The 13,776-nt window shown below is 67.6% G+C and carries 12 protein-coding genes, 1 pseudogene and 1 riboswitch; of the genes and pseudogenes, 6 read left to right on the forward strand and 7 right to left on the reverse strand.

The features are described 5' to 3' along the window. Together mptB and DD1DGNOD_RS25615 are read left to right on the forward strand one after the other, a co-directional pair. Positions 1-1,712: polyprenol phosphomannose-dependent alpha 1,6 mannosyltransferase MptB (gene mptB / locus DD1DGNOD_RS25610; RefSeq protein WP_206443433.1), on the forward strand; the 1,712-nt coding region annotated here is incomplete at its 5' end. 196 nt (positions 1,713-1,908) lie between these two features. Beyond that, positions 1,909-3,147, forward strand: coding sequence for a glycosyltransferase 87 family protein (locus DD1DGNOD_RS25615; RefSeq protein ID WP_165035286.1), 1,239 nt, complete (start codon positions 1,909-1,911; stop codon positions 3,145-3,147). On the opposite strand, the gene DD1DGNOD_RS25620 is transcribed toward DD1DGNOD_RS25615, so the two are convergent. Beyond that, positions 3,051-3,866, reverse strand: coding sequence for an HAD family hydrolase (locus DD1DGNOD_RS25620; protein ID WP_131768886.1), 816 nt, complete (start codon positions 3,864-3,866; stop codon positions 3,051-3,053). The two genes, DD1DGNOD_RS25615 and DD1DGNOD_RS25620, sit on opposite strands and share 97 nt — an antisense overlap. A 141-nt stretch (positions 3,867-4,007) precedes the next feature. Continuing rightward, positions 4,008-4,979 (reverse strand): glucosyl-3-phosphoglycerate synthase, encoded by a 972-nt coding sequence (locus DD1DGNOD_RS25625; RefSeq protein WP_131768887.1) that lies wholly within the window; start codon positions 4,977-4,979, stop codon positions 4,008-4,010. A gap of 31 nt (positions 4,980-5,010) precedes the next feature. After that, positions 5,011-5,128: riboswitch (SAM riboswitch) on the forward strand. Between the two features lie 9 nt (positions 5,129-5,137). On the opposite strand from DD1DGNOD_RS25625, the gene thrC reads away from it, so the two are divergent. Further along, positions 5,138-6,412 carry a threonine synthase gene (gene thrC / locus DD1DGNOD_RS25630; protein ID WP_131768888.1) on the forward strand — a complete coding sequence of 425 codons (1,275 nt, stop codon included), beginning with the start codon at positions 5,138-5,140 and terminating at the stop codon, positions 6,410-6,412. Between the two features lie 157 nt (positions 6,413-6,569). Here thrC and DD1DGNOD_RS25635 read toward each other — a convergent pair whose 3' ends face one another. From DD1DGNOD_RS25635 to DD1DGNOD_RS25645, 3 genes are all read right to left on the reverse strand, one after another. Continuing rightward, positions 6,570-6,767: a hypothetical protein gene (locus DD1DGNOD_RS25635; protein ID WP_131768889.1), complete on the reverse strand. Its 198-nt coding sequence runs from the start codon at positions 6,765-6,767 to the stop codon at positions 6,570-6,572. A 199-nt stretch (positions 6,768-6,966) separates the two neighbouring features. Beyond that, complete coding sequence (locus tag DD1DGNOD_RS25640; RefSeq protein ID WP_131771194.1) at positions 6,967-7,287, reverse strand: DUF5615 family PIN-like protein; 321 nt, start codon at positions 7,285-7,287, stop codon at positions 6,967-6,969. Beyond that, entirely contained in the window at positions 7,284-7,514 is a 231-nt protein-coding gene (locus tag DD1DGNOD_RS25645) for a DUF433 domain-containing protein (protein ID WP_241251866.1), read from the reverse strand. Before DD1DGNOD_RS25645 ends, DD1DGNOD_RS25640 begins: the two co-directional genes overlap by 4 nt. 353 nt (positions 7,515-7,867) lie before the next feature. Between DD1DGNOD_RS25645 and groL the strand changes: the two genes are divergently transcribed. The 3 genes from groL (at position 7,868) to DD1DGNOD_RS25660 (ending at position 11,313) form a co-directional block, all read left to right on the forward strand. After that, positions 7,868-9,490 carry a chaperonin GroEL gene (gene groL, locus DD1DGNOD_RS25650; protein WP_131768892.1) on the forward strand — a complete coding sequence of 541 codons (1,623 nt, stop codon included), beginning with the start codon at positions 7,868-7,870 and terminating at the stop codon, positions 9,488-9,490. A 249-nt stretch (positions 9,491-9,739) separates the two neighbouring features. Next, positions 9,740-10,597: a phospholipid scramblase-related protein gene (locus DD1DGNOD_RS25655; protein WP_131771196.1), complete on the forward strand. Its 858-nt coding sequence runs from the start codon at positions 9,740-9,742 to the stop codon at positions 10,595-10,597. 125 nt (positions 10,598-10,722) lie between these two features. After that, positions 10,723-11,313 carry a Uma2 family endonuclease gene (locus DD1DGNOD_RS25660; protein WP_131768893.1) on the forward strand — a complete coding sequence of 197 codons (591 nt, stop codon included), beginning with the start codon at positions 10,723-10,725 and terminating at the stop codon, positions 11,311-11,313. Between the two features lie 80 nt (positions 11,314-11,393). Here DD1DGNOD_RS25660 and DD1DGNOD_RS25665 read toward each other — a convergent pair whose 3' ends face one another. Next, a complete protein-coding gene (locus tag DD1DGNOD_RS25665) occupies positions 11,394-13,040 on the reverse strand; it encodes a DNA repair helicase XPB (RefSeq protein ID WP_131768894.1) in 1,647 nt (548 codons plus the stop codon). Between the two features lie 229 nt (positions 13,041-13,269). After that, positions 13,270-13,776: pseudogene (locus tag DD1DGNOD_RS25670) on the reverse strand (WYL domain-containing protein); the annotation flags it as partial.

The raw sequence follows: 13,776 nt of genomic DNA on the forward strand, positions 1-13,776 counted from the left end.
CTCGTAAACCGTGCATTCACCCAGCGGCAGTGACCATACCGCCATTTTTGATCTTCGTGGACGCCGTGCCACGCGGCCTCGGTAACATTGTGGCCGCAGCCCTGCGGCCGGTCACACAACACGCACGATCGGCCGCGGTGCATCCATCGATCAACAGAAAGTCCGGACGGCGAGGAAGCCGTATCCCTCGCGACCCGCTCCTGCCGGGATTACTCGGGCTCGTCGGCACCTGTCTGGTCGTGGCCACGGCCGGACGGCTTGCGCTGCGCGAAGGGGTCGAGCCGCCGACCGGATGGCTGGGCCTGCTCGCCCCGGTGCACCTCGACCGGGCGTCGGCGCTGCCCGCCTTCATGCTCACCGGGGTCGCGCTAACCCTGGGCGCCTGGTTGTACCTGTGCCTGCTGGCGAGCCGAGGCGTGGTCTCACTCCGTGGCACAGTGATCATCCTAGCCGGGTGGTTCCTGCCCGCCGCCGCGGGGCCGCCGATCCTGAGCCTGGACGTCTACAGTTACGTCGCCCAGGGAGCGATGCTCAACGCGGACCTCAACCCCTACCGTAGCGGCCCGATCATCTTGGGTGACCATCCGAGCCTGCTGGCGAGCGACCCTGTCTGGCGGATGTCCAGAGCCCCGTACGGCCCGCTGGCTCTCGGTCTACTGAAGGCCGTCTACGCGCTGTCCGGCGACAGCGTGCTGGCCGCGGTTGTCATCCTGCGCATCGTGGCGTTCGCCGGTGTCGTCATCATCGTGGCGTGCGTGACGCGGGCAGCGGATCCGCCACGGCGACCGCTGGCCGTCGCCGTGGCCGCAAGCCCAATCATGATCATGCAGCTACTGGGGGCCGTCCACCTCGAAGCAATCATGGTTGCCCTGCTTTCCGCGGGACTGCTGGCCGCCAGGGCACGACGCCCGGCGCTGGCCCTGGTGCTGCTCACCTCGGCAGCCGCGGTGAAGTGGCCCGCGGCATTCGCGATCGTGGCGGTGATCGTGTGGCACGCCGTACAGCCCTCGCCCGCCCGGACTGACGAGTCCGGGTGGGCCCACCCGTCCCGACGGACCCGCCCTTTCCGATGGGCCCACCCGTCCCGGTGCAACGGCGTGCGGTCGGTGGCGCGGGATGCCGCTGTCGTGACCGTATCCGGGCTGTTCCTCGTACTGTTGGTTCCGGACGGGCTGGGCTGGTTACGTTCAGTGTCCACCCCGGCGGCAGGTCTCACCCTGTACGCACCGACAGTCGGCCTTGCCGACGCGCTCACCAGACTGGGCGACATCACCAACGCAAGGATCGAGTTCGCCGAAGCGCTGAGCGTGACTCGCACGGCCGGCATCGTGCTGACCGCGGCGGTGATGCTCCGACTGCTGGCGACCATACGCGGGCGGGACATCGCCGCCACCGTCGGCTGGGGGCTGCTGACGCTGTCGGTGCTCGGCCCTGTCCTGTATCCGTGGTACCTGACCTGGGGACTGCTGCCTTTGGCCATGGCCATGAACCGCCAACGTCTGCGCGTCGTCATCACCGTGTCCGCGATCGGCGCGTTTCTCGCGCTGCCCCACTGCGAGCTGCTCTTCGCCGACCTGCCCGGCGCCACCCCGTGGTTGCAACGCCAGGCACCGGCCATCGCGATCAGTACGCTCACCCTCGTATCGATCTTTACGGTCGCCCTCGTCCGCTGGCGCGACGACTGGTCCGGCGCGGCGACACTCGAACGCTGACACCCATAACCTGTGCTGGCACCTGACCCATGCTGGCACCGATGACCTGTTCGGCCGGTGTGACCCTGTTCAGCCGGTGTCGAAAGAGCCAGGGGCAGAAGTAGTGACCGGACAAACGGCGCGGACGACTTGTCCAGGGCCGCGGGAGCGCGCCGACAGGCGCCGCTGTTGGGCCGACATGCGCTGTCGAGCCAGCATGGCAGCCGCGGGGTCGCTCGGGGCCGTACTTCTCGTGCTGGTCGTCCTGCTTGCGCTCGGGACCAGGATCGACCTGGCGGTCTACCGGCTGGGTGGCAGTGCGTTCCTGCATGATCTGCCGCTGTACGACCAGGTGATGCCCGGGACGGGCCTGCCCTTCACCTATCCGCCGTTCGCCGCCGTCCTGTTCGGTCCGCTCGCCGTCCTGCCGAAAACCGCTGCGCAGGTCGTGTGGGGCGTGATCCTGCTGGCCTGCCTGGCCGAACTCACCCGCCAGGTGCTGACGGCGGCACGCCTGGACGGGCTCATGGCCCGGCCGCTGCCGCTCATGGCCATTGCCATGGGCGTTCTGCTCATGGAACCGGTCCGGAGCAATCTCGCATACGGTCAGATCAACATCCCGCTGACCTTGCTGATCGTACTCGACCTACGCCGCCGCATCGGGCTGTTGCCCCATGGTGGGCTGATCGGCATTGCCGGGGCGGTGAAACTCACCCCATTGATCTTCATCCCGTACCTGCTCTGCACGGGACGGCGACGCGACGCCGGCGTCGCCGCTGCCGCGTTCGCCGCATGCTCAACCGGAGCCGCACTCGTCGCGCCGTCGGATTCGACGCGCTTCTGGACGCGGCTCGCGCTCGACCCCACACATGTCGGCGGGATCCCGTACGCGGGCAACCAGTCGATCGCCGGTGTGCTGACCCGGCTCGCCGGGCATGCCGTGCACGACACGATCTGGTATCGCATGGTCGTGCTGAGCATCGCCATCGCCGGCCTCGGGGTCGCGGTGGCGGCCGGCCGCCGGAACGAACCGTTGCTGGGCTGGTCGGCCTGCGGCATCACCGGCCTGCTCGTGTCACCGATCTCCTGGACGCACCACTGGCTGTGGACGCTGCCGGCACTGGCCGCACTGGTGGGTCCACAACGGCCACGTGGGGGACGTCTCGCGGCGCTGGGCGGTTTCACGCTGCTCGTCCTCTCCCCGCTGTGGTGGTTACCGAACGAGGACGATCGCGAATACCAGTGGCACGGCTGGCAGCTCGTGATCGGAAACTCCTACGTGATCGCGGCCGTCGTCTTTCTCCTCATGGTCGGTGTCCACGTGCTCCATCCACGTGCTCCTGCCGGGCTGCACGGGAGTCAGACGGCAGCGGGCCGCACCGCGGGCAGGACCGAGCGCACCGCGCTCGCCCACCCGGCGCCGAGCGTGCCGTCCTCCACGACGACGTTGTCGTAACCGGGCAGCAGGTCGACCAGGTCCGTGTGCCGCAACGCGTTCGCGACAAGGTGCATGCGACCGACGTGCTCGGCCATGACAAGGTCACTGGCGGAATCCCCGATCGCGATCGCCTGATCCGGGCGGAGCCCCCGGCGGGCCAGGTCGAAGGCCACCGCGGCCCCCTTGCTGACACCGTCCGGCACCAGGTGATAGACGTGCGGAACATCATCCAGATCGGGCATGGTGGCCCGCGCGATGATGCCGTTGTCGCGCATGGTCAGCCAGCCGAAGCCTTCCGCGACGAGCCACGCGTCGACCTCGGCCACGTCGATGTTGCCCCGCAGCATGATGTCGACCTCACGGCCGCGGAGCCAGGAGCGGTGCGCCTCCAGGCGTCCCGGATGCCGCGCGAGCAACGCCGTGATCAGCTCGTCGGGTATCCGGTCGAACGTCGCGGGCATGGCTCCGCGCAAGATCTGGCTGCTGCGCCCGTGGTCCCAGCCGACGATGGCGCCGAGTTCGGCGATGAACCCGTCCGCACCGAAGATCGAGGCAGCCTCGGTGAGCTGGGGACGCGTCCGTCCGCTGACCAGGACCAGCGCGATGCCGGCCTGGTGCAGATCGATCAGGGCACGAGCCGGGTCCAATGTGGTGGAGTGATCTTCAGCTCGGAAGAAGCATCCGTACGGCCCCACCATGGTCCCATCGAGATCGGTATAGACGACCCGGACGCTCATCGGCGATGTCCTCCTGTTCGTACTGTTCGTGGCGGGTCGGGTGGTGCGGGTGTCCATGCTCCTGCCGCGTTCCGGCGTCGAGCCGTCACCGGTTGCAACTCACCTGCCCGGTGTGGACCACCTGGTGTGGCGGGACCGCGGTCAGGTGCTTTCCGTCGGGCCGCAGCGCAGATGGGCGTAGCGGGCGGCGTACTCCGGAATGGTGATCATCGGTGGGCGCTCCTGCACCTCCACCTGATGGGTATGCGGTTGCAACCCGCCGTCACTGCGGCCGAACTGGGTCAGCGTCCCACCGAGAGCGCCACCGTGGATGTCCAACCGTGCCCACGCCGCATGGATGATCTCCGCGGCCATCCGCCCGAGAGCCTCGTCGGACTGGTGGCGATGGACCTTGCGGCCGACCTCGACCTGCGCGAGAGCGTCCACCCCGGCGAGTGAGAACACGTCCACGACCTGGGCGAACTCGATACCGTAGCCGGAGACGAACGGGAGCTGCTCCAGCAGGGCCCGTCGGCCGGCGAACTCTCCGGCAAGCGGCTGCACCAGCCCGGCAAGCTGCGGCCAGTGCAGGTTGAGCAGGGGACGCGCGACGAGTTCGGTGACCCGTCCACCACCGCCGGGCAGCAGCCCCTTCGCCAGCGGCCGGTCATAGGACGCTTTGACGTAGGACACCGCGTCCTCGGTCAGCAGCGGCCCGAGCAACCCGGTGACCAGGCTCGCGTCGAAGTCCTCCAGGTCGGCGTCGACGAAGACCACGATGTCCCCGGACGTGGCGTACAAGGACTTCCACAGGGCCTCGCCCTTGCCGGCGACACGCCCGTAGCCGGTGAGGATCCGCTCCTCGGCGAACACCGCGGCACCCGCGGCGGCCGCCTCGGACGCGGTCGCGTCGACCGAGCCGGGGTCGATGACGACGATCTCGTCGACGAGGGGTACCGCGGCCACGAGATCACGGCGAACCGCCGCAACGATCTCACCGACGGTGGCCGCCTCGTTCAGCGCGGGCAGTACCACGCTGATCGGACCCACCTTACGGGCCAGCAGTTCCCCGGGCGAGAAGTCATGCCCGTAATACGTCCTATGCTTGAACCAACGGTGCACGTCAGGCCGCACACGACTACAGTACGGAAGGACAACCGCATACGGCTCATCCAGAGGGGCAGAGGGACCGGCCCAGTGAAGCCCCGGCAACCACCCGCATCAGTGCGCGGCAGGTGCTAATTCCGTCCTGAGATGCATCCGGCTCTCGGGAAAGATGAGGAGTTTCACAGATGACAGTCGCTCCCGAGCGCCTCGCAACGATCAACCCTGACGTCGTCAATCCCGCGGTATCCCTGTCGTGTCGTTACTGCGGTGCCACCTATGCGCTCTCGCCGACGCACGTCTGTATCGAGTGTTTCGCCCCGCTGGAGATTGCCTACGACGAGTCCGCGCTGCGCCGGGTTACCCGGGCATCCATCGAAGCCGGTCCCACCAATCTGTGGCGCTATGTCGGGCTGCTGCCCGCCGGCCACGACCCCGCACGCCGGGTGTCCCTCGGAGCGGGCTGGACGCCGTTGCGCCCGGCCGCCCGCCTCGCCGCCGAGCTCGGAATGCGGACGCTGTGGGTCAAGGACGACAGCGCGAACCCCACCCACTCGTTCAAGGACAGGGTCGTGTCGGTGGCGCTGTCGGCCGCGCGCGAACACGGCTACACCACGGTCGCCTGCGCGTCCACCGGCAACCTGGCCCAGTCGGTGGCGGCACACGCCGCCTCCGCCGGACTTCGCTCAGTGGTACTGATCCCGCACGATCTCGAGGACGGCAAGACCGTGTCGACCGCCGTCTACGGCGGCACGCTGGTCGCGATCGACGGCAACTACGACGACGTGAACCGCCTGTGCAGTGAGCTGTCCGGTGAGTACGAGTGGGCGTTCGTCAACGTCAACGTCCGGCCGTTCTACGCCGAGGGTTCCAAGACACTCGGCTACGAGGTCGCCGAGCAGCTCGGCTGGCGACTGCCGGAGCAGGTCGTGGTGCCGATCGCGTCCGGGTCGCTGCTGACCAAGATTGACAAGGCTTTCGGTGAACTCGGCCGTCTCGGCCTGGTGGAGCCGACCCCGTACCGGGTTTTCGGCGCGCAGGCGCAGGGCTGCAACCCGGTCGCAGCAGCCTTCGCCCGCGGGGTGGACACGGTCGCGCCGATGAAGCCGTCCACCATCGCCAAGTCGCTGTCAATCGGTAACCCCGCGGACGGCCCGTACGCCCTCGACGTGGCACGGCGGACCGGCGGTGCGATCACCGACGTCACCGATCCCGAGATCGTCGAGGGAATTCGCCTGCTGGCCCGGACCGAGGGCGTTTTCGGCGAGACCGCGGGCGGCGTCACCGTCGCCTGCCTGCGGCGGCTGCTGCGCGAGGGACTGCTCGACCCCGACGCCGAGACCGTCATCTTCAACACCGGGGACGGGCTGAAGACCCTCGACCCACTGGTGTCGACGGGCAAGCCAACCGCGACCATCCGCCCGTCACTGGCCGCCTTCGAAACCGCCGGCCTCGGCGACTGAACAACGCCTCACAACGACACCTCCGGCGGCGCGAAAACAATGATCGCGCCACCTTTGGCCGGGGCCCGACCGACATCCCGCCCGTTACTTGGCCACCGGTCGGGATATCAGTCGTCCGGGCCGCCCCCCATGGACGACCCGGACAACTCCTGTCACCTCAGACCTGGACAGACCTGCAACCCAGCTGGGGGTTGTTCCCGCCGCCGAAGTTGATCCCATATGCGCACACCGTGTGCGTGCCAGCGCCGACCGGCACAATGAAGTCGAACCCGTGGTTCACCCCGCGGTGAAAGGCGTTGTCCACGTCAGGACGCGACACGTCGGCCGTCGTCGCGTAGCCGGCGGTCCCGTCCACGTACACGTACACCTGGATCGGGGCATTCGTATCCGGGTCGATCGCCCAACCTCGTACCCGGATTCCGTTGTCCGCCGGCAGCGCCTCGTCAAACGCCCCGAACGGCTGCGCCGAAGCGACCTGCAGGTTCTTGAAATGAAGGTAGACAAATGACGACGCCGAAACGGTTCGCTCGCTGGAGGTCCCGTTACCGAACCGGTTATGCTCCTCGACGGTCTAGGGCAGCGACAAGCTGACCGAGATTAGCGATCAGCAAGCCGAGTTGCTCGGATGGCCGGCGACCCCCGTCACGACGGAAGAGAATCACCGAAGGCCGGTCCATACCGGATCGAGCGAGAATCCCGCCGAAATCCGTGTCTGCCGAGATGAGAACGCGGTCGTCGTCGCGGGCAAAGGCAAGTACCGTCTCGTCGTCTGCCGAGCCCAGGGCCAGGTCACGAACATGGACCACGTCGTTACCCACACCGCGCAGACCTTCGGCGAGGCGTTGGGACAGGTTGTTGTCGAGGAGGAACCTCACGCTCCGGCCAGCAAAGGGAGCTGCTGCTCACGTACGGCCTCGGCGGCGAACAACAAGGCTTCGCGCACGTCCTCGGCGGTGAGATCGGGAAGCTCGGAGGTGATTTCGCCGACGGCCATCCCATCGGCGATCGTACCGACGACGGTCGCTACCGGGATGGGCAAGCCGCGCAGGCACGACACACCGCCCATCTGGGCCGGGTTCACGGTGATCCGGGCGAAATGCACGGGCCACCCCCTCTTCCTGTTCAAGGATACCGGCGCCCGGTCGCCCACGACCAACATCATGACATGCCGGGACGACCACGCCCTCACCACCGCTCCAGGGCACGGCAAACCAGGGGTTCACCGGTGGTTCACGGGCCGGATGACAGCAGACGGCCCGACCTGCGGTGGGCCTCTCGGCCGTGCACCACGACGGGGGGCGAGCTTGCACTCACCCATCTCGAGTGCTAAACAGGAGCTGGCACTCACCTGCTGCGAGTGCCAGGGCTGAGCGACGAGGCTGCAAGGCCGTCCGTCGCGGGCGTCGTCTTGGCCAGGCCATTGAACAGCCATTCCCCTGGGAGGACCACGACACCATGCCGAAGATCATTGCCTTCGATGAGGAGGCACGGCGCGGCCTGGAGCGCGGCATGAACCAGCTGGCCGACGCCGTAAAGGTCACACTCGGCCCGAAGGGCCGCAACGTCGTTCTGGAGAAGAAGTGGGGCGTCCCCACGATCACCAACGACGGCGTGAGCATCGCCAAGGAGATCGAGCTCGAGGACCCGTACGAGAAGATCGGCGCGGAACTCGTCAAGGAAGTCGCGAAGAAGACGAACGACGTCGCGGGTGACGGCACCACCACCGCGACGATCCTCGCCCAAGCGCTGGTCCGCGAGGGTCTGCGCAACGTGGCGGCCGGCGCCAACCCGCTGGGCCTGAAGAAGGGCATCGAGATCGCGGTCGAGCGCGTCTCGGAGGAGCTCTCCAAGCAGGCCAAGGAGGTCGAGACCAAGGAGCAGATCGCCTCCACCGCGTCCATCTCCGCAGGCGACCCCGCGATCGGCGCGCTGATCGCCGAGGCGCTGGACAAGGTCGGCAAGGAGGGTGTCGTCACCGTCGAGGAGAGCAACACCTTCGGGCTCGAGCTTGAGCTCACCGAGGGTATGCGCTTCGACAAGGGCTACATCTCGCCGTACTTCGTCACCGACGCCGACCGTCAGGAAGCCGTCCTCGACGACCCGTACATCCTCATCGTCAACAGCAAGATCTCGGCGGTCAAGGACCTGCTCCCGCTCCTGGAGAAGGTCATGCAGGCCGGCAAGTCGCTGGCCATCATCGCCGAGGACGTCGAGGGCGAGGCCCTGGCCACCCTGGTCGTCAACAAGATCCGTGGCACCTTCAAGAGCGTCGCGGTGAAGGCCCCCGGCTTCGGTGACCGTCGCAAGGCCCTGCTCGGCGACATCGCCATCCTCACCGGTGGCCAGGTCATCTCCGAGGACGTCGGCCTCAAGCTGGAGAGCACCACGCTCGACCTGCTCGGCAAGGCCCGCAAGTTCGTCGTCACCAAGGACGAGACCACGATCGTCGAGGGTGCGGGTGACCCCGACCAGATCGCCGGTCGGGTCAGCCAGATCCGCTCCGAGATCGAGAAGTCGGACTCCGACTACGACCGCGAGAAGCTGCAGGAGCGGCTGGCCAAGCTCGCCGGTGGCGTCGCGGTCATCAAGGTCGGTGCCGCGACCGAGGTCGAGCTCAAGGAGAAGAAGCACCGCATCGAGGACGCCGTCTCGAACGCGAAAGCCGCGGTCGAGGAGGGCATCGTCGCCGGTGGTGGCGTCGCGCTGCTCCAGGCCTCGGTCACCGCCTTCGAGAAGCTCGACCTCGCCGGTGACGAGGCCACCGGGGCGAACATCGTCCGCCTCGCCCTCGAAGCGCCGATCAAGCAGATCGCCTACAACAGCGGTCTCGAAGGTGGCGTCGTGGTCGACAAGGTCCGCCACCTGCCCGCCGGCCACGGCCTGAACGCGGCCACCGGCGAGTACGTCGACCTGATCGCCACCGGCATCATCGACCCGGCCAAGGTCACCCGCTCGGCGCTGCAGAACGCCGCGTCGATCGCCGGCCTGTTCCTCACCACCGAGGCCGTCATCGCCGACAAGCCGGAGAAGAACCCGGCCCCGGCCGTGCCCGGCGGCGGCGGGGACATGGACTTCTGAGGTCCGCTTCTGAGGTTCACAACCAGAACGCAAGGCAAGAAGGGGGCGGTCCCGAATGTGGGACCGCCCCCTTTGTCATGAGCTGTCATGGGCATGATTTGTCGTGCATGCGATACCAGTGGTAGTCACAGCGGTTTACCGACCATGTCAGGCATACTCTCGTGAAGCGTCGATTCCGGTGGGGTTACCGCCACCACCGCGGGTCCACGGTGAGCCGTGAGCCGCACCATGACCGGGAGTGTGCACGAGATGACCCAGGCCACGCCGCCGGCCGGCTGGTACGCCGACCCGTCCGGCCAGCACGGCTTCCGTTACTGGGACGGCGCCGGCTGGACCGAACAGGTCCGTGACACCCAGTCGGGGTCACCGGATGGAGCAGCACCTGCGCAGGGCTGGGGAACTCCACAGGGCTACCAAAATGCATCGGTGCAGACCAACCACACGCCGGATCGCATCCAGCGCCAGGTTTCCGAACGCGCCGGCGTGCAGCCCGTTCACGGTGGCGGCGGGACGCTCTTCACCGAATCGGTCCTCGTGGTCAACCAGAAGACCAAACTCATCGAACTGACGAACGAATATGCTGTGTTCGACCAGTCCGGCAACCAGATCGGTTCGGTCGTCGAGGTCGGCCAGAGCGCCCTCAAGAAAGCGATACGGTTCGTCAGCTCGCTCGACCAGTTCTTCACCCACCGGCTCGAGGTGCGCGACAGCGCCGGGGTGGCCCATCTCGTCCTCACTCGACCGGCGAAAATCTTCAAATCACGTGTGATCATCACTCGGCCGGACGGATTCGAGATCGGCCGGATCGTCCAGCAGAACGTCTTCGGAAAGATCCGCTTCGCGTTGGAGGCCGATGGGGCATCCATCGGAATGATCAAGATGGAGAACTGGCGGGCGTGGAATTTCTCGATCGTCGACCACACCGGTAGCGAGATAGCCCGGGTGACGAAAACATGGGAGGGCCTGGCCCGCACCTTGTTCACCACCGCCGACAACTACGTGGTCCAGATCCACCGCCCGCTGACGGATCCGCTGCGCAGCCTGGTGGTCGCCTCCGCGCTCACCATAGACACCGCCCTCAAGCAGGACTCCCGTGGCCTCGGCTGACGCCTCGGCAACAGCTGCGACCGGCACGCCGGGGATCGGACCCGTGGCCGTGCGTGGCCGCGGTGAAGAACATCGCGGTGAAGAATATTTAGACAGTCTCCGGGCCACAAGGCACCATTACTGGCGTGCCCTCTCCCGGCTCCGCGGCACGGTCGCACCGTCCCACCCTGATGCTGCCCGCTCCGCCGCTCACCGTGACAGACCTCGACGAGCTCGCTCTCGACCCCCGCTTCGAGCTCATAGACGGAATGTTCGTGATCCGTCCATGGCCGACGCCGCTGGAAACCCGGGTGACCAAACGCCTGGTCCGGCTGCTCGTCGAGGCCACCCCGTCCGACATGCGCGTCCACACCCGTGATGTCAGCGTCCGGATCGAGCCCCGCAGCGAGGTCGTCCCCGACATCATCGTGGCCGCCGCCGGCGACGACGACCGTCCCCAGCGGATCACCAGCCTGCCACTGCTGATCGTCGAGGTCGCCGAAGTCGGCAACCGCCGCTATGACCGGACGCTCAAGTTCGACCTCTACCGCGACCACGGCGTGCCCAGCTGCTGGCTGGTCGATCCGGACGGCCCACGCATCGACGCCTACAGGCTCGTCGACGGCGCCTACGTACCGGCGGGATCCGCGACCGGGGACGAGGAGCTGACGGTGACCAGCCCGGTGGCCTGCACGATCGTCCCGGCCAGCCTCGTGGATCCTCCACGCCCAGGGTAGTTAATCGGATTCAATCCGTTCATGCTGACCTAAAAGTAACTGTTATGCCGAAAGTGGCGGTTATGTCAGGTTGGGTCCGGTTATGCGGGGTCGGGGATGTCGTCAGCGTCCACGATCGTGTAGACGTATCCCTGCTCGGTGAGGAAGCGCTGGCGGTGTGCGGCATACTCCTGGTCGATCGTGTCCCGGGAGACCACGGTGTAGAAATGCGCTCCCCGGCCGTCCGCCTTCGGACGCAGCACCCGCCCGAGTCGCTGCGCCTCCTCCTGGCGTGACCCGAACGTGCCGCTGACCTGGATGGCGACCCCCGCCTCCGGCAGGTCGATCGACACGTTCGCGACCTTGGAGACGACCAGGGTCCTGATCTGTCCGGTCCGGAACGCCTCGAACAGGCGCTCACGCTCCCGGTTGCGGGTCGACCCCTGGATGACCGGGGCGTCGAGCAGCTCGCCGAGCTGGTCGAGCTGGTCGAGGTAGGCGCCGATGACGAGCACCTGATCGTCGGCGTGCCGCTGCACGAGGCGGCGCACCACCGCCCGCTTGCTGTAGGCGGTGGCGCACATGCGGTACCGCTCCTCGGCCTCGGCAACCGCGTAGGCCATCCGTTCGTCCTCGGTGAGAGTCACCCGCACCTCGGTGCACTCGGCCGGCGCGATCCAGCCCTGAGCCTCGATCTCCCGCCAGGGAGCGTCATACCGCTTGGGGCCGATCAGCGAGAAGACGTCGCCCTCCCGGCCGTCCTCGCGCACCAGGGTCGCGGTCAGGCCGAGCCGGCGGCGGGACTGGATGTCGGCGGTCATCCGGAAGACCGGCGCCGGCAGCAGATGCACCTCGTCATAGACGATCAGACCCCAGTCGCGGGCGCCGAACAGCTCCAGGTGCAGGTACTCACCCTTGCGTCGGGCTGTCATCACCTGGTAGGTGGCGATGGTGACGGGCCGGATCTCCTTACGTTCACCCGAGTACTCACCGATCTCGTCCTCGGTGAGCGACGTGCGCTTGAGCAGCTCCGAACGCCACTGGCGGCCGGCAACGGTGTTGGTGACCAGGATCAGGGTCGTGGCGCGGGCGTGCGCCATGGCGGCAGCCCCGACAATGGTCTTGCCGGCGCCGCTGGGCAGCACCACGACGCCCGAGCCGCCCTCCCAGAAGCCCGCCACCGCGCCCTTCTGGTAGCTGCGCAGCTCCCAGCCGTCCTGGCGCAGTTCGATCGGGTGCGCCTCACCGTCGACGTAACCGGCGAGGTCCTCGGCCGGCCAGCCGATCTTGAGCAGCGCCTGTTTGAGTCGTCCCCGCTCGGACGGGTGCACCGCGACCGAGTCGTCGTCGATGCGCTGCCCGAGCAGCGGCGCGACCTTCTTCGACCGGACGACCTCGGTGAGCACCGCGCGGTCGACGGTCCGCAGCACCAGGCCGTGCACCGGATCGTTCTCCAGCCGCAGTCGGCCGTAGCGGTCCATGGTGTCGGCAATGTCGACGAGCAGCGCGTGGGGGACCGCGTAGCGGGAGAAGCGGACGAGCGCGTCGACGACCTGTTCGGCGTCGTGACCGGCGGCCCGGGCATTCCACAACGCCAACGGGGTGATCCGGTAGGTGTGTACATGCTCGGGTGAACGTTCCAGCTCCGCGAACGGCGCGATCACGGCTCGCGCGTCGCCGGCCAGCGGATGATCGACTTCCAGCAGCAGGGTCTTGTCCGACTGGACGATCAACGGACCGTCGGCCACTTCTCACCGCCCTTCCGAGGTTTCCGAGGCGTCCGAGGGCTTCCAGCACGAAATTTCATAAAGTCGCATCAACCGGAAATGGAGTGCGTCCGCCGATTCTCCCATGTTCGTCGACGGTCTCGACGCAGGCCCGACGACACCCACCGGAGCACCGTCCCGACGACCCGGTCACCAAGGAATCCGATCATCGGGAAATCCGATCATCAGGAAAAGGTGAACCCACCTGCTGTCAGGGCACGTCGGAAACATCCTCCGCGTCGATTGTCTCCAGGGATGCCTGGTCGGGCACTGACATCGACCCGTCGGCGCCGGCAGCGTCCACACCGGCAGGGTCCGCGCTCACCGGCCTGCCGCCGAAGTCGGCCCCGAGACCACCCCTGAAACCGCCCGCGCCACCCATCTCGTAGGGCCAGGCGTAACCGGCGAACTCACCACCCGGGAGCACGTCCTCCACGTCGAGGACGCCGGTCACGCGGTGTAATGCAAACCGCCGGGTCGCCGTGGCGCGCTGGTCCCAGGCCGTAACCCAGCCGCCTTCGACGGTCACCGGACGTATCACCCGGTCGCTGGGCGTCCCCTGCTGGTCGACATAGCCGAGCAGCACCCGGCGACCCGTGCGGGCCGCCCCCTGCAACGTCACCAGGATCAACGGCGCGGATCGCACCATCCCGTCGGCCACCGAACCGATCGCGGCCGCGGCCGCGGCCGCCCGTGCCGTACGGGAACCGTCGTCCCC

It is taken from the genome of Candidatus Protofrankia californiensis (assembly GCF_900634765.1).
Classification (GTDB): Bacteria; Actinomycetota; Actinomycetes; order Frankiales; family Frankiaceae; genus Protofrankia; species Protofrankia californiensis.

Excerpts from the sequence above, each read along its gene's own strand:
- groL (WP_131768892.1), top strand. The coding sequence starts at position 7,868 with ATGCCGAAGATCATTGCCTTCGATGAGGAGGCACGGCGCGGCCTGGAG.
- DD1DGNOD_RS25655 (WP_131771196.1), top strand. The coding sequence starts at position 9,740 with ATGACCCAGGCCACGCCGCCGGCCGGCTGGTACGCCGACCCGTCCGGC.
- DD1DGNOD_RS25620 (WP_131768886.1), bottom strand. The coding sequence starts at position 3,866 with ATGAGCGTCCGGGTCGTCTATACCGATCTCGATGGGACCATGGTGGGG.
- DD1DGNOD_RS25615 (WP_165035286.1), top strand. The coding sequence starts at position 1,909 with ATGGCAGCCGCGGGGTCGCTCGGGGCCGTACTTCTCGTGCTGGTCGTC.
- thrC (WP_131768888.1), top strand. The coding sequence starts at position 5,138 with ATGACAGTCGCTCCCGAGCGCCTCGCAACGATCAACCCTGACGTCGTC.